The sequence below is a fragment of the Albirhodobacter sp. R86504 genome (genome assembly GCF_042466415.1).
Taxonomy (GTDB): Bacteria; Pseudomonadota; Alphaproteobacteria; order Rhodobacterales; family Rhodobacteraceae; genus Albirhodobacter.
This window is the reverse complement of record NZ_JAXHCH010000002.1, coordinates 1,528,153-1,545,513: the sequence shown is the minus strand read 5'-3', so window position 1 is coordinate 1,545,513 and position 17,361 is coordinate 1,528,153. Positions and strand designations below refer to the sequence as shown.

Below are 17,361 nucleotides of genomic sequence, written 5' to 3'. Positions count from 1 at the left end.
CCGTCTCTGAGCGCAGGCCCTCCGCGCGATCTGTTGCAGGGCGGTCCCCCCCGGGGGCGGGGATCAGCAAAGTCAGCAGTTCGGGATGTTGACCGCCAAGCCACCGAGAGAGGTTTCTTTATATTTTTCGTTCATATCGGCTCCGGTCTGACGCATAGTCTCGATCGCACTGTCGAGAGGGACGAAATGTGTCCCGTCGCCGCGCAGCGCGAGCGAGGCGGCCGAAACGGCCTTGATCGCGCCCAAGCCGTTCCGCTCGATGCAGGGGACTTGCACCAAACCGCGCACCGGATCGCAGGTCATCCCCAGATGATGTTCCAAGGCGATTTCGGCGGCATTCTCGATCTGCGTCGGCGTGCCGCCCATCACGGCCGCGAATCCCGCCGCCGCCATCGCTGCCGCCGATCCCACCTCTGCTTGACAGCCGCATTCGGCGCCAGAGATGGAGGCGTTGTGTTTGATCAATCCGCCGATCGCCGCCGAAGTCAGCAAGAAATCCCCGATCAGGCGATCAGAGGCATCAGGCACATGATCGCGCCAGTATCGGATCGTGGCCGGTAGAACGCCCGCCGCACCATTCGTGGGCGCGGTGACGACTTGCCCGCCGGCGGCGTTTTCTTCATTCACCGCCATCGCGTAGGTTGAGATCCAGTCGTTGATGATATGGGGCGCCACGTAGTTCAATCCGCGCTCGGCCTGAAGCCGCTCGTAAATCGCGAAGGCGCGGCGCTGGACCTTCAGGCCGCCCGGCAGGATACCACCGGTCTGCAAGCCGCGATCCATACAGTCGCGCATCACTTGCCAGATGCGCGCAAGGCCCGCGTCAATCTCTGCGTCATTGCGCAGGACGCGTTCATTCGCGCGCTTCATCTGCGCAATCGTCAATCCGGAAGCTGCCGCCATCTCAAGCATCTGCGCGGCGGATTTGAACGGGTAGGGGATGTCAGGGCCCTGCGCCTTGCTTGCATTGGCCTGTTCGGCAGGCGTGAGGATAAAGCCGCCACCGATTGAGAAATAGGTTTCCTGCGCGATAATATCGCCCTGTTTATCGAGCGCCATCAGCACCATGCCATTGGCGTGACCGGCCAAGGGCGGCCCGTAATCGAAAATCAGGTCGGTATCGGGCCGGAAGGCGAGGGCGTTGCAATCAGGAGGCGTCAAAAGGCCGGTTGCCGCGTTTTGTTTCAAGATCTCCTCGGCCTGATCCGCGTCATAGGTCTCAGGCTCCAACCCCGCGAGGCCGAGGATCACGGCGCGGTCTGTCGCGTGACCCTTACCGGTAAAGGCGAGCGAACCATGCAGGCGCGCGCGAAGGCCATGTGCCGCGAACGGGAGGGCGCGCACGATCTCCAAAAACCGTGCGCCTGCCAGCATTGGCCCCATTGTATGCGATGAAGACGGGCCGACCCCGATTTTGAACATATCGAAAACGCTTAGAAACATCGCATGGCTCCCTTTTTGTGCAACATGCCAGAACCTGCGCGTCAACTATATGCGAAAACGACATTTTCCGTGCAAATGCGCCGCGGCAACCGCATGACGCCCGAACCCGCGTAAAGTGATCCGCAGATATATCAAAGCAAATAGCGTGACGGCGGCCGCGTTTTTTGCACCTTCGCACCCAAGGGCGAGCGGATTTATCTCGCCTCATGCGGGCGAAGTTCGTATAAGCCACGCGAACATATGAAGGAGCTTCCCATGGCCGCCGAACTCTCCCCTATCGACAAAGCAAAATTCGCCGCTGCGAAAAGCGCGGTGAGTTATATCGAGGACGGGATGCGGGTCGGTATGGGGACGGGATCGACGGCTGCGTGGATGGTGCGCTTGCTCGGCGAACGGATCCGCGAGGAGGGCCTCAAAATCACGGGCGTTCCGACTTCTTCGCGCACCGCCGACCTTGCGCGCCAAGTCGGAATCAATGTGATCGGCCTCGACGAAGCGAAGTGGCTGGATCTGACGATCGACGGCGCGGATGAGTTTGATGACGAGCTGAACCTGATCAAAGGTGGCGGCGGGGCTTTGTTACAAGAGAAAATCGTGGCAACGGCTTCGGACCAGATGATCGTGATCGCGGATGCGGCGAAATCGGTGAAGGCGCTCGGCGCCTTTCCGTTGCCGGTCGAGGTCGTGCCGTTTGGTTGGCAAACGACGCGCGCATTGATCGAGGAGATGCTTGTGTCGCTCGACGTGTTGGGGCGCAACACGACACTTCGTCTCAACGGCTCGCAGCCCTATGTGACGGACGAGGGTAATTATATCGTCGATTTGCATCTCAACCGCATTGGCAGCCCGCGCCAGCTTGGCCTTGTCCTGAACCAAATCCCCGGCGTGGTGGAAAACGGTTTGTTCATCGACATCTGCGATATCGTGATTATCGGCGGTGGCGACGGTAAAATCGAAATCCGCGATATCAACGCGGGCAAGGTGACCCATGACCAGATTGATTTTCTGGAGGATGAGAACATCTTCAAAGATCTGGACTAAGATTTGACAGACGCAGAAGATCGCGGGAAGCCTCGCGCTTCCCGCTTCCAATCCGCCCATCCTTCCTGTTCGGGCAGTCCCGATGGGGAAGGGTGGGCGCTTTCATATGGGGCTTGCCGTTAGGGCAGGGCCTTTGATCCGTGAAATCAGCGCGCCGCGCCCCTATGTTGCGCAGAGCAGTTTGACTAGGCAAAAAAGCGAGAGACAAGATGTCCTTTGATTATGATCTATTTGTCATCGGCGGCGGTTCGGGTGGCGTGCGCGCGGCCCGTATTGCGGCGTCCGAACATGGCGCAAAGGTCGCGTTGGCGGAAGAATACCGCATGGGCGGAACCTGCGTGATCCGGGGCTGTGTGCCGAAAAAACTCATGGTATTTGCCTCGTCCTTCCCGGCAGCCATTGCCGAAGCGCAGGCCTACGGTTGGGACGCGCAGATCGGCGGCTTCGACTGGACAGCGTTCCGGGGCAAGCTCGATGCGGAGCTGGACCGGCTCGAGAAAATCTACCGCGCTGGTTTGAATGGCGCAAATGTCACCGTTTATGACACGCGCGCCACCATCAAGGATGCGCATACCGTATGTCTGGCCAGTGGCGAGGAGGTCACCGCGAAGCACATTCTCGTCGCGACGGGCGGCCGACCCTTTGTGCCGGAGTTTGATGGCTGCGAACATGTTCTGACGTCTAACGACATCTTTAAAATGGAGAGCCTTCCGAAATCGGTTCTCATCGTCGGTGGCGGCTATATCGCATGTGAGTTTGCTTGTGTCCTCAACGGGCTTGGCGTGGAGGTCACATTGATGAATTGTTCGCCCCTGCTGCGCGGGTTCGACGCGGGGGCGCGCGACCTCGTTGTGGCGCAGATGGAGGCGTCGGGCATCAAGATTGTCACCGGTATCGTCCTTGATAAGGTCGAGAAAACCGATGACGGCTTCGCGGTGCATGGATCGGATCTACGCGATGCACAATTTGGCGCGGTAATCTACGCGACGGGCCGTATTCCGTTGACGGAAGGTCTGGGTCTTGAGGACGCGGGTGTGACCCTCAACCGGAACGGCTCGGTTAAAGTGGATGAATGGTCGCAAACCAACATCCCGTCGATCTATGCGGTGGGGGATGTGACTGACCGGATCAATCTGACGCCTGTCGCAATCCGCGAGGGCCATGCCTTCTCCGATACCGTTTTCGGTGGCAATCCGCGTCATTTCGATCATGAAATGGTGGCATCCGCCGTCTTCACGCAACCCGAATTCGCGAGCTGCGGGATTACCGAGGAGCAGGCGCAAGAGCAAGGCGGGGCGGAGATCTATTGCTCGGCGTTCAAACCGATGCGCTCCTCCTTCGCAGGGGCGCAGGACCGTGTGCTGATGAAGCTGGTTGTCGATAAATCATCGCGCCGCGTTCTGGGGTGCCATATCGTCGCACCTGAGGCGGGCGAGATGATCCAGATGGTCGCGATTGCGATGAAGATGGGCGCCACGAAAGAGCAGTTTGACGCAACCTGCGCAGTGCATCCGACAATGGCGGAAGAACTTGTGACCATGCGCAAACCGTCGCGAAGCTACTGATCTTTTTTGTGGTGAAAGCATGGGCATTTTCCCGCTGGGACGCTTGTAATTCGGCGGGATAATGCCCATTTTTGCCTAGGAACTCTTAAGTGTAAGGAACGAGCATGAGCAATCAGGGCCCCTGGGGTGGCGGCGATGACGAGGATAAGGGCAAGCGCGAGCGGCCAAACAACCGTCCGAATGGCGGCGACATCCCCGAGATCGACGAAATCATGAAACGGGGCACAGAACAGCTCAAGGTTTTGATGGGCGGGCGTCGGGATGGCGGTAAAAATGGCGGCGGTCGTGGACCATCGTCGTCGCAAGGTCCCGCGTTCAACGGCGTCACGCTTGCAATTGCCGCGGTCGCAGGACTTGCGCTGTGGTCTTACGCCTCATTCTACACGGTCAAACCGGAAGAACGCTCGGTCGAATTGCAGTTCGGGAAGTTCTCGTCGATTGGCGATCCGGGCCTGAATTTTGCGCCTTGGCCGATCATCACGGCGGAAAAACTGCAAGTTACGCGTGAGCGCAACACCGATATCGGCATGGGGCGCGCAGGCGTCGAAGACACCGGCCTGATGCTGACTCGCGACCAGAATATCGTGGATATCGAATTCCAAGTCGTGTGGAACATCTCCGATCCGCAGAGCTACCTGTTCAATCTCGCGGACCCTGAAGATACCATCCGCGCTGTGTCGGAATCTGCGATGCGTGACATCATCGCGCGCTCCGAGCTTGCTCCGGTTCTGAACCGTGACCGTGGCGTGATCGCCGCTGACCTGCGCTCCGCGATCCAAGGGACGCTTGATAGCTACGGCGCAGGCATCAAAGTTGTCCGTATCAACTTCAACCGCGCCGACCCGCCCACCGAAGTCATCGATAGCTTCCGCGAAGTTCAAGCCGCGCAGCAAGAGCGTGACCGTCTGGAGAAAGAAGCCGACGCCTACGCCAACCGTGTAACGGCGGGCGCGCGCGGTGAAGCGGCGCAGGTGCTCGAAGAGGCGCAGGCCTACCGCGCCCAAGTTGTGAACGCCTCCGAGGGTGAAGCGGCGCGCTTTACCTCCGTTTACAATGAGTATGTCAAGGCACCCGAAGTGACACGCCGCCGCATGTATCTGGAAACGATGGAAAAAATTCTCGGTTCTGTCGATAAGGTGATCCTTGATGGCACCACGGGCGAGGGCGGCGTTCTGCCGTATCTGCCGCTCGAAGGCCTGACATCGCAGGGGAGCAAAAAATAATGAAAAGTCTCAATATTCTGATCCCCGCCGCTATTATCGCGGGCGCTGTCGCGCTATCGGCCGCCTTTGTTGTGGACGAGCGTGAGAAGGTTCTTGTCTTGCAGTTCGGTCAGGTAAAGGCCATCCGCGAGACGCCGGGTCTCGCGTTCAAAATCCCCTTCGTGCAAGACATCGTGCGCTATGAAGACCGGATTTTGTCGTTGCCGACAGAGCCGATCGAGGTGACGCCGCTCGACGATCGCCGCCTTGTTGTGGATGCGTTCGCGCGGTGGCGGATCACTGATCTGCGCGTCTTCCGTGAATCGGTGGGTGTGTTCGGGGAGGCCGCCGCGCGCGACCGTCTCGACAGCATCATCAACGCGTCAATCCGCGAAGTCTTGGGGTCCGTCCCTTCGACAACCGTGCTTTCGGACGATCGAACCCCGTTGATGAACCGGATCCGCGATCTGGCGCGGCGCGAAGCTGCATCCTTGGGGGTCGAGGTGATCGATGTGCGCTTGACGCGCACCGATCTGCCAAAGCAAAACCTTGCATCGACCTACGCCCGTATGCGCGCAGAGCGGGAGCGCGAGGCCGCAGACGAAATCGCGCGCGGTAATGAGGCGGCGCAGCGTGTGCGTGCCGCAGCCGACCGAACCGTTGTGGAACTGACGTCCGAGGCGCGCAAGAACGCGGATATCATCCGCGGTGAGGCCGATGCCGAGCGCAACGCGGTCTACGCAGAGGCCTATGGCCAAGATGCCGAGTTCTTCGCCTTCACGCGTTCGCTGACGGCATATGAGCGGTCTTTGCAGGCGGGCAACACGTCGATGGTGATGAAGCCTGACAGCGAATTCTTCGACTATCTCAAAAGCGATTCCGCGCGTTGAGCAGAGGGCAACCTCTCAAAAATTAACGAAAAAGGCGGCTTTCGGGTCGCCTTTTCTTTTGCGTCCTCGGGGGGAGTGTGCTCACATCGAAGTGAGGCGCCGAGATCGGGGTTTCATTTGCGCCAGCGCCGCTGGAGGTATCTAAAGAGTGCCATCATGCCTCCGGTGCATGAAGAAGACTAAACGGGAGTTTGCGATGTCGCACCAAAGCCAAACTATGGCCCTGTCCCAGCCCGCCACTGCGCGCGGATTGCTTCGGGCTTTATCCATTCTCACCCTGTCAGCGATGGTTGCGCTTGGCGCGGCCCAGTCCGAGGCGCGCGCCGCCCCCGAGAGCTTCGCTGATCTCGCGGAACGGGTCAGCCCGTCTGTTGTCAATATCACGACCTCGACGACCGTGGCCGCCCCCGTCAATCGCGGGCCTGTTTTCCCTGACGGGTCTCCGTTTGACGAATTGTTCCGCGACTTCGGCCTGCCGAGCCCTGGCCAACAGCAGGGCGAAACCCGCCCGCGCCGCTCGAACGCATTGGGGTCGGGCTATGTTGTCTCTGAAGATGGCTATATCGTCACGAACAACCACGTGATTGAGGGCGCTGACGAGATCGAGATCGAGTTCTTTGAGGGCCAACGCCTTCCGGCGAAGCTGATCGGCACAGATCCGAAAACCGATGTTGCCGTGTTGAAAGTCGAAAGCGACAAGCCCCTGAAATTCGTCAAGTTTGGTAATTCCGACGAGGCGCGTGTGGGCGAGTGGGTTATGGCGATGGGCAACCCGCTCGGGCAGGGCTTCTCGGTCTCGGCGGGGATTATTTCCGCGCGGAACCGCGAGCTGTCGGGCACTTACGATGACTATCTGCAAACCGATGCGGCCATCAACCGTGGCAACTCGGGCGGTCCGTTGTTCAACATGAACGGCGATGTGATCGGGATGAACACCGCGATTTTGTCGCCCAATGGTGGCTCCATCGGGATAGGCTTCTCGATGACGTCGAACGTCGTATCGAAAGTTGTCGCGCAGCTTAAAGAATACGGCGAGACCCGCCGCGGTTGGCTGGGCGTCAAAATTCAGGACGTCACCCCTGATATGGCGGAGGCCATGGGGCTAGGCGACACGAAGGGCGCCCTTGTGTCCGAGGTTCCCGAAGGTCCTGCGATGGATGCGGGTATGAAGGCGGGTGATATCATTACCTCCTTCGACGGCGGCGTTGTGTCTGACGTGCGCGAACTGGTGCGCCGCGTTGCCGATGCGCCTGTGGGCGAGGCGGTTCGTGTGACTGTGCTGCGGGAAGGAAAGTCGCAGACGCTGTTGGTTACCTTGGGGCGTCGCGAATTGGCCGAGGGCGAGCCTGTTCCGGCGGCTGTGCAAGCGCCACAAGAATCCGAGGGCGAGATCCTTGGGTTGACCGTAACGCCGGTTACGCCTGCGCTTGCAAACGAGCTTGGCTTGCCATCTGGCACGGCAGGTTTGGTGATCAAGGAGATCGCAGAGGATAGTGATGGTTATGAAAAGGGCCTGCGCGCGGGCGATGTCATCACCGAAGCGGGCCAGCAAACGGTTACTCAGGTCTCCGATTTCGAAGATCAGATCTCCGCGGCAAAGGATGCGGGGCGCAAATCCTTGCTTCTGTTGATCCGCCGTGGCGGCGAGCCGCGCTTCCTTGCGCTTCCGATCGAAGACTAACTGACGGTTTCATGACGTTGGCAAAGGGCGCTTTCGGGCGCCCTTTTTCGTGGCGCGCGCGCAAGCTACTGGCCTGTGAGCTGTGCTTTGCGGCGGGTTCAGTCGCGCGCCTTGCGTTTTTGCGCCCTCATCTGGCGCGCTGCTGCTCGGTGGTATGGTCGACGGGGATGGCGGGGGAGCCGAACATGCCCGCCTCAAAAATTGCAAAAGCGATTAAGCACATCGTTGCTACCGCCAAGACGGCCCAGATCCTGCGCGAGTGGGGGGCTTCGGCCTCGTGCTCGCCGGAATTGCGACGAATCCACGGATAGGGCGAGCGCCGCGGCAGCGCGGAATGCGCCGCAGGAGCTACGGGCGTGTCGCAAAGAGGTTGCTCGGGGGGCGCCGCCGCTGTCGGGGCGAGATCGGGCTCCTCCCGCATCGTCATCGCGCAGACGGGCGCTGCGAGCGTGTCACCCACCTCGATCATCACGCGCAAAATCCGGCCGGCGATCGGCGCCCGCATCACGCGCACCCGACCATCCGCATCACGGAAGGTCATCATCGGCTCGCCCGCAGTTATGAGGGCGGCCGACACAATCGACACGGTTTCAATCGTGATCGGGTAGAGCGAGGCTGGTTCGGGGGTGAAGAGCCGCTTTTGCTTCAGGCGAGGCATTCTGGAGTTCCTCTGCACAGCACGCGCACCGCGCCGCAGGTTTCATCCCGCGACAGTAGGCAAGATGCCCAGATACGACAACTGGACTTCGGGGGCGATGTCTTTTGCGCGCCGTCAGCCACCCCGCCTTACGGCGTTTCCCAGCGCAAAAGCCCGAGGATCTTCGCGCTTTTCAAGGATAATGTTGCGCTGTCCAAGCCGCGCGGGCGTTGCCAGTTTCGGATCGCAGAGTTGGTATTGCGGTCCATCACGCCGGTGGCGCTGCCTTTATAGAGACCGCGTGCCGCGAGCGCGCGCTGCAATGTGGTGATGAAATACTCGGAGAAGACATCTTCGCAGGGCGTGCGAAAATATTCCATCTCGCCATCGCCCAAGATCCGCTGGCGCGTGTCGCTGCGGTAGGTGGGGGGCGTGATGGTGCCGTCCTCGGCGACGATCTGTGGGGTGAGTTCAACTTGTTCGGTGACGGTTTCGATCACAGCAGGTTTCGATTGGCTGGCCCAGCACAAGCCAGAGATCGTTTCTGGCGGCGCTTGATTTGTGATCTCGTCGCGCAACACCAATTCGGGCGCGATGGTCGTCAATGTCTGCGCCTCGACGCAGCCTGATACGAGCGTCGCCCCTATGAGCGCGCCGATCGCCCGCATCTTGAGACGGTATGCCACCTTGTTACAGCCCATCAACGCCCTCGCTTTCAGCGTCACGCTTTAATCGTTTCTGCCGCTTGGTGGTTTGCCGTCGGGCAGTCCGGTTCTCCATACAGGCAAAATCTGCGGCATTAAAGCGCCGATCCCCCACTGGAATTGCGCTGCACTTTGGCCTAATCCTATGCGAAGCCCACCCTGTGGCGCCGCATAAGCCCTGAGGAGGGCGCAGATAAGGAGCCTGACCTTGGCCAAAATTACCTACGTAGAGCATAACGGCACGAAGCATGTCGTGGACGTCAAGACGGGCATGACCGTCATGGAAGGTGCGCGTGACAATGGTGTCCCGGGGATTGATGCGGATTGCGGCGGCGCTTGCGCCTGCTCGACCTGCCACGTGTATGTGGCGCCGGACTGGGTTGAGAAAATCCCCGCGAAGGATTCGATGGAGGAAGATATGCTCGATTTCGCCTATCAGCCCGATCCTGAAACATCGCGCCTGACGTGCCAGATTAAAGTGACGGATGCGCTGGATGGACTGGTCGTGAACCTGCCAGAAAAGCAGATTTGATGCGCCTCGGTCGCGTGTCGATCAAAAGCCTCGCCGTTGCGGCGGGGCTTTTTATGTTTTCAAAAGGTGCGGTCTTCGCCGCCGATCCAGCCCCCCGTTACGTTCAACCGGATGCATCCTACGGCCACGGCGCGGTTGCAAACGGGGAATGGGCGTTTTTGGAACTGGCGAATGGAGCGCGGATCGCGCCGCCTGCGGGGGCTGTGTTTGAGGGCATTGCGCCGCTTATCGCCCCGGATGGCACTCTTTACGCCGTCGAAAGCAGTCAGTCTGAAGGCTCGCGGATCGTGAAGATGTCGCCGCAGGGGGCGTTGATTGCCGCAGGCGATTGGATCGGCACGCGCCACCGCTGGCTGTCGCTGGCGGGGTGGGGCGTCGAACAGGGCCAGACCTATGTCATCGCGGTGGACCGCCCGCATCTTCGCGGCGATTTGCTCAGCGTGCGGCAAGACGGCGATCGCCTGATCTCGCAGGTGATCTACCAAGGCGTCACCAATCATCAATATCGCTCCGCAACGCTATGGGGCGGGATGCGCGATTGCCCGCAAGGCGGCAATTTCGTCTTTGCGACAATGGATTGGCAGACTGCTGTGCGGTTGGAGGTCACGGCGTTCTCTGCGCGTGCCGTCGGCCAAGTGGCGGGGGCGGGGCCGCGTGCGCTCTCGGCTGCGATGGCCTGCGATTAACCGAATAGATCGGGTGTGAGGAGGCTGCACCGGATCGGGGCACGGTGCCACTATCGGAAACCTTTGTCGCAATCGGCTCCCTGTCGTCTTTAATTCTTTCCGCGTCGTATCCGTAGCGGCGCATTTGGGCCCAAGCGCGGATTGTGAGGTCTGTCGCTGCGCGCTAGGCATTTTTCAAATGCTCCATGCCAGATGTAAGAAGAAGGAAAACAGATGACTGCGCCCTCTTATGTGTTGACTGTTAAATGCCCCTCCACGCGCGGGATCGTTGCCGCTATTGCGAACTACCTCTCGGATCTGGGGTGCAACCTCACGGATTCGCACCAGTTTGATGACCCGTTGACGGGCCAGTTTTTCATGCGTGTGACCTTCGCCTCTGAGGGCGGGGCGTCTTTGGACAAGATCGTAGAGGGGTTTGCCCCTGCGGTTGGGGACGGGTTCGCGATGGAATGGGCCATCCGCCCGAGTGCGGAGAAGATGAAGGTCATCTTGATGGTGTCGAACTTCGGCCATTGCCTGAACGATCTGCTCTATCGTTGGCGGATCGGGGCGTTGCCGATTGATATTGTCGGGGTGGTGTCGAACCATCTTACCTACCAAAAGGTCGTGGTGAACCACGATATTCCGTTCCATCACATCAAAGTCACGAAAGAGAACAAGCCCGAGGCCGAGGCCAAGTTGCTGTCTGTGGTCGAGGAAAGCGGAGCTGATCTCGTCGTGCTTGCGCGCTATATGCAGATCCTGTCGGACGCGCTTTGTGCCAAGATGTCGGGGCGGATCATCAACATCCACCACTCGTTCCTGCCGTCGTTCAAAGGCGCAAACCCCTATAAGCAAGCCTATGAGCGCGGCGTGAAACTTATCGGGGCGACGGCGCATTATGTGACTGCGGATCTGGATGAGGGTCCGATCATCGAACAGGACACTGTGCGCATCACCCATGCCCAATCGCCAGATGATTACGTGTCGTTGGGGCGGGATGTGGAGGCGCAGGTCCTCGCGCGCGCGATCCACGCGCATATCCATCACCGGACATTCATTAACGGTAATAAAACCGTGGTCTTTGCCGCCTCGCCAGGTGGCTATGCCTCGGAACGTATGGGCTGACGCTCGTCCCGTTTACGCGGATGGTGGCCGCTGACGGTGACTTGAAAATGGTCTGATCTGGCGAAGCGATCTAAAAACTAAAAGAGGGGGCTGAATTGCCCCCTCTATTAATTCGCGTGCTTTAAAGTGCCCGCCAACCGATGTCGCGGCGGCAGAAGCCCTCGGGCCAGTCGATCGCATCGACCATCGCATAGGCGCGCTCTTGCGCGTCTTGCAAGGTCGCCCCGCGCGCGGTGACGTTCAAAACGCGCCCGCCATTCGACGTGATCATACCGTCTTTCAGCGCGGTGCCTGCATGGAAGACCATCTCGTTCGAGCTCTCGTTGAGCGCGTCGAGGCCTTTGATCACGGTCCCTTTTGCGTAGTCGCCCGGATAGCCGTTCGCGGCCATGACGACGGTCAGCGCGTGATCCTCCGCCCAATTGACCTTGATCTGATCCAGACGCCCCTGCGCGCAGGCAAGCAGCAAATCGAGGATCTGCCCGCCCAGACGCATCATCAGAACCTGACATTCCGGGTCGCCGAAGCGGACATTATACTCCACCAGACGCGGTTGCCCGTCTTTGATCATCAGGCCGGCGTAGAGAACGCCTTTAAACGGCGTGCCGCGCCGCGCCATCTCGTCCACGGTGGGCTGCACAATCTCGCGAATGGCAATTGCCTCAATCTCGGCGCTGAGCACGGGGGCGGGGGAATAGGCGCCCATACCGCCGGTATTTGGGCCGGTATCACCTTCGCCAACCCGCTTGTGATCTTGTGCGCCGCCAACGGTGAGGACGTTTTTACCGTCCGAGAGGATAAAGAGAGAGGCTTCCTCGCCTTCCATGAATTCTTCGATGACGACCTCTGTGCCGGCCGCCCCGAATGCGCCACCGAAGATTTCATCAATCCCGCCGAGCGCCTCATCCATGGTCATCCCCATGATGACCCCTTTGCCCGCAGCAAGCCCGTCGGCCTTGATGACGATGGGCGCGCCTTGCGCGCGGACATAGTCCTTCGCGGCTTGTGCATCGGTGAAGCGGGCATAGCCAGCGGTCGGCGCGTTGCACGCATCGCAAATTGCTTTGGTGAAGGCTTTGGAGGCCTCTAGTTTTGCGGCCTCGGCCGAGGGACCAAATGCGGGAATGCCGGCATTTTCCAACGCATCTGCAACACCCGCTGCCAAAGGTGCTTCCGGCCCGATCACGACGAAATCGACGGCATTCACTTCGCAGAAGGTGACGACGGCCGCGCCGTCATTGATGTCAAATTGCGCACATTCCGCCAATTGCGCGATTCCCGCGTTGCCGGGCGCAACGATGAGACGGTCACATTTCGGGTTTTGTTTGATTGCCCAAGCCAACGCATGTTCGCGTCCGCCGCTGCCCAATACCAGAATATTCATTCGCGTCGCCTCTCGGTTTTTTGTGCGCATAGGGAAAAAACCCGCGCCTGTCTGTGTCTTGCCTCTTAAAACCTGCTTTCCCGCGCGGCAAGCATTCCTGCGCGTTTCCAAAAATTTGCCACAATTATGTAGGAGATTGGCGTCAATCGAGGCTTGCTTCGGTGATTGTTGAGCAAACGCGTAACCAGTGTTGGAGTTAATTATGATCCGCATGATGTCCATTTTGATGGCGTTGTCCCCGCTGTGCTTGATCGGGCCTGCGGACACGCACGCGCCTGTTACCCACATCTGGGAGAGCACGCGCGCCGATGCGTTTGGGTTCAGTCTGGGTCTTGGATCCGTCGATCCGGTTGAAAGCCTCCTTTACAGCATCGAAACCTATAGCCACGGCGCAGCGATTTGATTTCATCAGCCATGCACGACGAGCACGCGAGACGCGCGGATGTGCTGGGGCGGGCCTGTCGTGATGGGGCGCTTGCCCTGACAACTGGCTCTGATAGAACGCTGTTATGGACCTATTAGATGATGAGACGCCCGAGGGCGCGCCGAAATCCAATGCGCATGAATTCACCGTGTCGGAGATTTCCGGCGCCGTAAAACGCGTGATTGAGGACCAGTTCGGGCGGGTCCGTGTGCGCGGGGAGATTGGTCGCGTGTCGCGCCCATCGTCGGGGCATATGTATTTCGATCTCAAGGACGACCGCTCGGTTGTTGCCGCAATTTCTTGGAAAGGGCAGGTCTCCAAGATGCAGATCCGCCCTGAGGAAGGGATGGAGGTCATCGCCACGGGGAAGATGACCACATTCCCGGGGCAGTCCAAATACCAGATGATCGTCGAGACGATCGAGCCTGCGGGGGCGGGCGCGTTGATGGCGATGCTGGAGGCGCGTCGGAAGGCTTTGGCGGCGGAGGGGCTATTCGCGCCCGAACGCAAGCGGCCTATCCCGTATCTGCCAAAGGTGATCGGGGTCGTGACATCGCCGTCCGGCGCGGTGATCCGCGACATCTTGCATCGTTTGCGCGATCGTTTTCCCCGTCACGTGGTGATCTGGCCCGTTGCGGTTCAGGGGCAGGCCTGCGCGGGCGAGGTTGCGCGGGCTATTCGCGGGTTCAATGCGCTGCCATTTGATGGCCCGATTGCGCGTCCTGATTTGCTGATCGTGGCGCGGGGCGGTGGCTCGTTGGAGGATCTGTGGGGCTTTAATGAGGAAATCGTGGTACGGGCGGCGGCGGAAAGCGAGATCCCGCTGATCTCTGCCGTGGGTCACGAGACCGACACCACGCTGATCGATTTTGCGTCCGACAAACGCGCGCCCACGCCCACCGCGGCGGCGGAGATGGCGGTGCCGGTGCGTGCGGATTTGATCGCTTGGCTGCGCGAAGGTGAGGCGCGTATGCAGCGCTCGACACGCGCAAGGATGGAGATGCGCGCCCAGCGTCTCACCGATCTCGCGCGCGGATTGGGCCGCCCAGAGGCGCTCACCGCGCAAGCGCGGCAACGTTTTGACGCCAGCGCAGATCGACTCGGCCCCGCGCTTTTGGGCTTCACACAGCGTAAGCGGACGCGGTTCGGGCCCGTGGCGGCTTTAATCCGGCCACAGCTTTTAAACAATTTCTTGCGCGACGAGCGTAAGAAACTCGCCGGTCTGACGGATCGTGTCACCTCCGCCTTAACACGCAATCGCGTCGATGCGCTGCGCAAGATCGAGGCGGACCGTGCCAAGCTGACGGGTCTGACCGACCGGTTGCGCGCGGCACCGCAGATGCGGCTTAACGCGCTGGGGGATCGGCTCGACGGGTTGGACCGGATGCGACAAACTCTCGGCTATACCGAAACGCTCCGTCGTGGCTACGCGGTCGTGCGTGCCGGGGCCACAGGCGCGGACGGGCTGGTGACAACCGCTCAAACGGCAAGCGCCACGGCGAGCCTGCAGATTGAATTTGCAGATGGCCGGCTCAGCGTAGCGCCCGAAAACGGGCAGGGAGGGCAGCAGTCCTTGCCCCCCGCGCAAGACACGCCGCCGAAGCCCAAATCTGCGCCACGTGCAGGAAAGAAGAAAGCGCCAGAGCAGGGGAGCTTGTTTTAACCGCCCGCGCCGCCGTACCAATAGATAGCGGCGCGGAATGCTATCCCGCGCCGCAACTCAGTTCCCTCAGATTTTAGACGCCGAAATCGATCATCTCGCAATCAAGAGGCACAGTCGTCTCTGATGTCGAAATCAGCGGCGTATCCGCAAGGTTGCCCTTAAACCATGCCATCAGACCTTTGGGTTGATCCGCGAAAATCCAGCATTGGATTTCCTCGTCGCCGTCATATTCAAAGCAGATCTGGTTACCGGCTTGATACCATTCCCCCATCTTGCACTTTCCTTCGGAGAAGATCCATTTGACCTTGTTTCCGGGGAGATATTCCTCAACCCCGTAATCGACGCCGTTGGATTGGAAATGGATCGTGCGGCCTTGCGTGCGGGCGTCAAATTCCTCCCCCGTCATCGGCGTGATCGCAACCTTCGTTGCGGCGGCCGTTGTTGGTGCGGGCGGGGTCGTTGCGGCGACGCGAGGGGGCAATGCAAGCGGCGGGAACCGTTGGGTTTGCGCGTCTTGCGTCGTGGGGATATCGGTTGAGCGGGCGAATGTTTCGGGCGCCGCGATAAGCAAACCGCCCGCCACGATCGCGAGGCCGAGCAACTGACGCGCCCGCCCGTGTGACGCGCGACGGGACATGCGACCGATCTGTGATGAATTCGTTTCAAGATCCGTTTTCGAGACGGATTGGGGCCGTGATTTAAAGCCACGCATTGTAAACTCCCTACTGTCGCGGGCCTAGCTACATTGGCTTTGGCCCTGCTGATTGACGTCAGCTTGGCAGAGGTCTTTCGAGAGTTCCAGTCACATTTTTAGCGCCTGCCGTAAGGGAGATTGCACGGCGTAAACGCGTTGCGGGCAAGGGCAGCGGCCATGATGCCTGCGATCACGCGCGGTGGGGGGCGGCGGTTTCGGGCGCTGGCGGCACGCCTTTGGAGACGGTCTCGGCGGCGGCTTGGCGTGCTGCGCGCAGCGCAATCACCCGCTTGTCCATGACCTTGCGCCAGAGTGTCGGCATGAGCGCCAAAGTCGCCATCACCGGCAGGGAGCGGGGTAGGATCGCACGAGTTGAGTCGATCTCTCCCAAGCGCAGCGCGGGATAGGCGCGGTTTGGGTTGGCGTGGTGATCCGAATGGCGGGGCGCGTTCATCATCCAAAGCGACGACAGCGGCGCGCGCGCATCCCATGAGTGACTTGCGTTGACGGGCTCGTAGGTGTTGGGGCCGATTGGCGCGCGTTCCAACCCGTAATGTTGCACGTAATCCGATAGCATCAACTGAACTTGGGCGTAAAACGCCAAGGCGAGATAGGCGAGCAGGCCAAGGAAGCCTGTCAGGGAAAAGACGATCACGATGATGGCGAAGCTGCCCAAGATATAGACGAAATACGGATGGACGGCGCGTTTTCCTGCGTCTTTGCGCTTTTGCGTGCGCGCCTCCTCCATCTCGTATCCGCTGACGAAACTGTCCGCCCAAGCGCGCGGGAAGAACGCGTAAAAGCTTTCGCCCAAATCGGCGGTATTGGGATCATAGGGCGTCGCGACGAAGCGGTGGTGCACAAGGCGGTGCGCGGAGGTGTGATGCCCGAACAGGAGCGAAATGTAGATCCATTTGCCCAAGGCAAAGAGGCGCCTGTTCTTACTATGGATTAATTCATGCGCGGTTGAATTGGAGACTTGGCCGAAGAACAGGCCAAAGCCGAGGAAAACCGCCAGTTTTGCGCCAAAGCTGAGGCCCGTGCCGCCCGAAATCGCGACGATGGCAAGCGCAAGCGCCGCGAAATGGGCGATGCCGATGGCGACCAGTAGGCGGTCTGCGGCGGGAAATTCGGCCCCTTCGGGCGCATCGGGGTAGGCGCGGCTTGCGAGCTCGTCGAACAGCGCGGAGAGCACCGTGACGTAGAGTAGGGCCGCAATTGCGAACACCCCGCCGAACATCGCCGCGAGGGCGAGAAGTGCCAGCGGCGCTAAGGTCGCCAGCGCAAAGAACGCAACCGGCGCGCTCGGCTTCGCGGCGGGTGTTGCCTTGCCACCGTGATCTGCGGCGAGCGATTGGAAGGCGGATTTGACGCGGTCGCTGCGTTTGTTGTGCGCCGGCGCTGCGGAAGGTGACGGTTGCGAGGCAAGTGAAGGCTTGGGGGAAGGGGACGCGGTCGAGGAAAGGGTTGCAGTCTTCGAGACGGACTGGGCTGATCGCGGCGACGGCGCGACTGGCGCAGAGAGGGGACTTTGCGATGCACCTGTTTTGGGGGCGCCATTCCTCGGTTCGCTCTCCCTGAGCGCCGCCCGAACGGCGTTTTCAATCGCTTCACTCACGTTCACATTCCTTCACTTCGCAGCATTGCATCCCGTATGCTTTACCACGGCGCAAATATTCGCGCCCAATCGGGCACATTCAAGCCACTA

General features: G+C 60.2%; 16 protein-coding genes. 10 read left to right on the top strand and 6 right to left on the bottom strand.

What is annotated here, in order from left to right; all coding sequences use genetic code 11:
* Positions 1–72 precede the first annotated feature (72 nt).
* Positions 73–1,443: an L-serine ammonia-lyase gene (locus tag SJY32_RS09405; protein WP_376874190.1), complete on the bottom strand. Its 1,371-nt coding sequence runs from the start codon at positions 1,441–1,443 to the stop codon at positions 73–75.
* 255 nt (positions 1,444–1,698) lie between these two features.
* On the opposite strand from SJY32_RS09405, the gene rpiA reads away from it, so the two are divergent.
* From rpiA to SJY32_RS09380, 5 genes are all read left to right on the top strand, one after another.
* Positions 1,699–2,484 (top strand): ribose-5-phosphate isomerase RpiA, encoded by a 786-nt coding sequence (rpiA, locus tag SJY32_RS09400; RefSeq protein WP_376874188.1) that lies wholly within the window; start codon positions 1,699–1,701, stop codon positions 2,482–2,484.
* A gap of 209 nt (positions 2,485–2,693) precedes the next feature.
* Positions 2,694–4,049 carry a glutathione-disulfide reductase gene (gene gorA / locus SJY32_RS09395; protein WP_376874186.1) on the top strand — a complete coding sequence of 452 codons (1,356 nt, stop codon included), beginning with the start codon at positions 2,694–2,696 and terminating at the stop codon, positions 4,047–4,049.
* 104 nt (positions 4,050–4,153) lie between these two features.
* Positions 4,154–5,272, top strand: coding sequence for an FtsH protease activity modulator HflK (gene hflK / locus SJY32_RS09390; protein WP_376874184.1), 1,119 nt, complete (start codon positions 4,154–4,156; stop codon positions 5,270–5,272).
* Positions 5,272–6,141, top strand: a complete 870-nt coding sequence (gene hflC, locus SJY32_RS09385) for a protease modulator HflC (RefSeq protein ID WP_376874182.1) — start codon at positions 5,272–5,274, stop codon at positions 6,139–6,141. The genes hflK and hflC overlap by 1 nt, the downstream gene beginning before the upstream one ends.
* A gap of 196 nt (positions 6,142–6,337) precedes the next feature.
* Positions 6,338–7,822, top strand: coding sequence for a DegQ family serine endoprotease (locus tag SJY32_RS09380; RefSeq protein WP_376874180.1), 1,485 nt, complete (start codon positions 6,338–6,340; stop codon positions 7,820–7,822).
* A 127-nt stretch (positions 7,823–7,949) separates the two neighbouring features.
* Here SJY32_RS09380 and SJY32_RS09375 read toward each other — a convergent pair whose 3' ends face one another.
* The gene (locus SJY32_RS09375; protein WP_376874178.1) at positions 7,950–8,480 is read right to left on the bottom strand and encodes a hypothetical protein; all 531 of its coding nucleotides are present in this window, start codon (positions 8,478–8,480) and stop codon (positions 7,950–7,952) included.
* A 128-nt stretch (positions 8,481–8,608) separates the two neighbouring features.
* A complete protein-coding gene (locus SJY32_RS09370; RefSeq protein ID WP_376874176.1) occupies positions 8,609–9,184 on the bottom strand; it encodes a peptidoglycan-binding protein in 576 nt (191 codons plus the stop codon).
* A 187-nt stretch (positions 9,185–9,371) separates the two neighbouring features.
* Between SJY32_RS09370 and SJY32_RS09365 the strand changes: the two genes are divergently transcribed.
* The 3 genes from SJY32_RS09365 to purU all read left to right on the top strand — a co-directional run bounded on the left by SJY32_RS09365 (position 9,372) and on the right by purU (position 11,488).
* Positions 9,372–9,695 (top strand): 2Fe-2S iron-sulfur cluster-binding protein, encoded by a 324-nt coding sequence (locus SJY32_RS09365; protein WP_376874174.1) that lies wholly within the window; start codon positions 9,372–9,374, stop codon positions 9,693–9,695.
* Entirely contained in the window at positions 9,695–10,381 is a 687-nt protein-coding gene (locus SJY32_RS09360) for a hypothetical protein (RefSeq protein ID WP_376874172.1), read from the top strand. The genes SJY32_RS09365 and SJY32_RS09360 overlap by 1 nt, the downstream gene beginning before the upstream one ends.
* A gap of 213 nt (positions 10,382–10,594) precedes the next feature.
* Complete coding sequence (gene purU, locus SJY32_RS09355) at positions 10,595–11,488, top strand: formyltetrahydrofolate deformylase (RefSeq protein ID WP_376874170.1); 894 nt, start codon at positions 10,595–10,597, stop codon at positions 11,486–11,488.
* A gap of 121 nt (positions 11,489–11,609) precedes the next feature.
* Here the strand turns inward: purU and purD are convergent, their stop codons facing one another.
* Positions 11,610–12,872, bottom strand: coding sequence for a phosphoribosylamine--glycine ligase (gene purD, locus SJY32_RS09350; protein WP_376874168.1), 1,263 nt, complete (start codon positions 12,870–12,872; stop codon positions 11,610–11,612).
* A 202-nt stretch (positions 12,873–13,074) separates the two neighbouring features.
* Between purD and SJY32_RS09345 the strand changes: the two genes are divergently transcribed.
* Both SJY32_RS09345 and xseA read left to right on the top strand, forming a co-directional pair.
* The gene (locus SJY32_RS09345; RefSeq protein ID WP_376874166.1) at positions 13,075–13,275 is read left to right on the top strand and encodes a hypothetical protein; all 201 of its coding nucleotides are present in this window, start codon (positions 13,075–13,077) and stop codon (positions 13,273–13,275) included.
* Between the two features lie 106 nt (positions 13,276–13,381).
* The gene (xseA, locus tag SJY32_RS09340) at positions 13,382–14,959 is read left to right on the top strand and encodes an exodeoxyribonuclease VII large subunit (protein WP_376874164.1); all 1,578 of its coding nucleotides are present in this window, start codon (positions 13,382–13,384) and stop codon (positions 14,957–14,959) included.
* Positions 14,960–15,032: 73 nt separating this feature from the next.
* Here the strand turns inward: xseA and SJY32_RS09335 are convergent, their stop codons facing one another.
* Positions 15,033–15,671: a hypothetical protein gene (locus tag SJY32_RS09335; RefSeq protein ID WP_376874162.1), complete on the bottom strand. Its 639-nt coding sequence runs from the start codon at positions 15,669–15,671 to the stop codon at positions 15,033–15,035.
* A gap of 172 nt (positions 15,672–15,843) precedes the next feature.
* On the bottom strand, positions 15,844–17,271 hold the full coding sequence (locus SJY32_RS09330) for a fatty acid desaturase (protein ID WP_376874160.1): 1,428 nt from the start codon (positions 17,269–17,271) through the stop codon (positions 15,844–15,846).
* Positions 17,272–17,361 lie beyond the last annotated feature (90 nt).

Bases quoted from the DNA above. Each gene is read 5' to 3' on its own strand.
- gorA (WP_376874186.1), top strand. From the start codon at position 2,694: ATGTCCTTTGATTATGATCTATTTGTCATCGGCGGCGGTTCGGGTGGC.
- SJY32_RS09345 (WP_376874166.1), top strand. From the start codon at position 13,075: ATGATCCGCATGATGTCCATTTTGATGGCGTTGTCCCCGCTGTGCTTG.
- hflK (WP_376874184.1), top strand. From the start codon at position 4,154: ATGAGCAATCAGGGCCCCTGGGGTGGCGGCGATGACGAGGATAAGGGC.
- xseA (WP_376874164.1), top strand. From the start codon at position 13,382: ATGGACCTATTAGATGATGAGACGCCCGAGGGCGCGCCGAAATCCAAT.
- SJY32_RS09405 (WP_376874190.1), bottom strand. From the start codon at position 1,443: ATGTTTCTAAGCGTTTTCGATATGTTCAAAATCGGGGTCGGCCCGTCT.
- purD (WP_376874168.1), bottom strand. From the start codon at position 12,872: ATGAATATTCTGGTATTGGGCAGCGGCGGACGCGAACATGCGTTGGCT.
- hflC (WP_376874182.1), top strand. From the start codon at position 5,272: ATGAAAAGTCTCAATATTCTGATCCCCGCCGCTATTATCGCGGGCGCT.
- SJY32_RS09375 (WP_376874178.1), bottom strand. From the start codon at position 8,480: ATGCCTCGCCTGAAGCAAAAGCGGCTCTTCACCCCCGAACCAGCCTCG.
- SJY32_RS09335 (WP_376874162.1), bottom strand. From the start codon at position 15,671: ATGCGTGGCTTTAAATCACGGCCCCAATCCGTCTCGAAAACGGATCTT.
- SJY32_RS09380 (WP_376874180.1), top strand. From the start codon at position 6,338: ATGTCGCACCAAAGCCAAACTATGGCCCTGTCCCAGCCCGCCACTGCG.
- SJY32_RS09360 (WP_376874172.1), top strand. From the start codon at position 9,695: ATGCGCCTCGGTCGCGTGTCGATCAAAAGCCTCGCCGTTGCGGCGGGG.
- rpiA (WP_376874188.1), top strand. From the start codon at position 1,699: ATGGCCGCCGAACTCTCCCCTATCGACAAAGCAAAATTCGCCGCTGCG.
- purU (WP_376874170.1), top strand. From the start codon at position 10,595: ATGACTGCGCCCTCTTATGTGTTGACTGTTAAATGCCCCTCCACGCGC.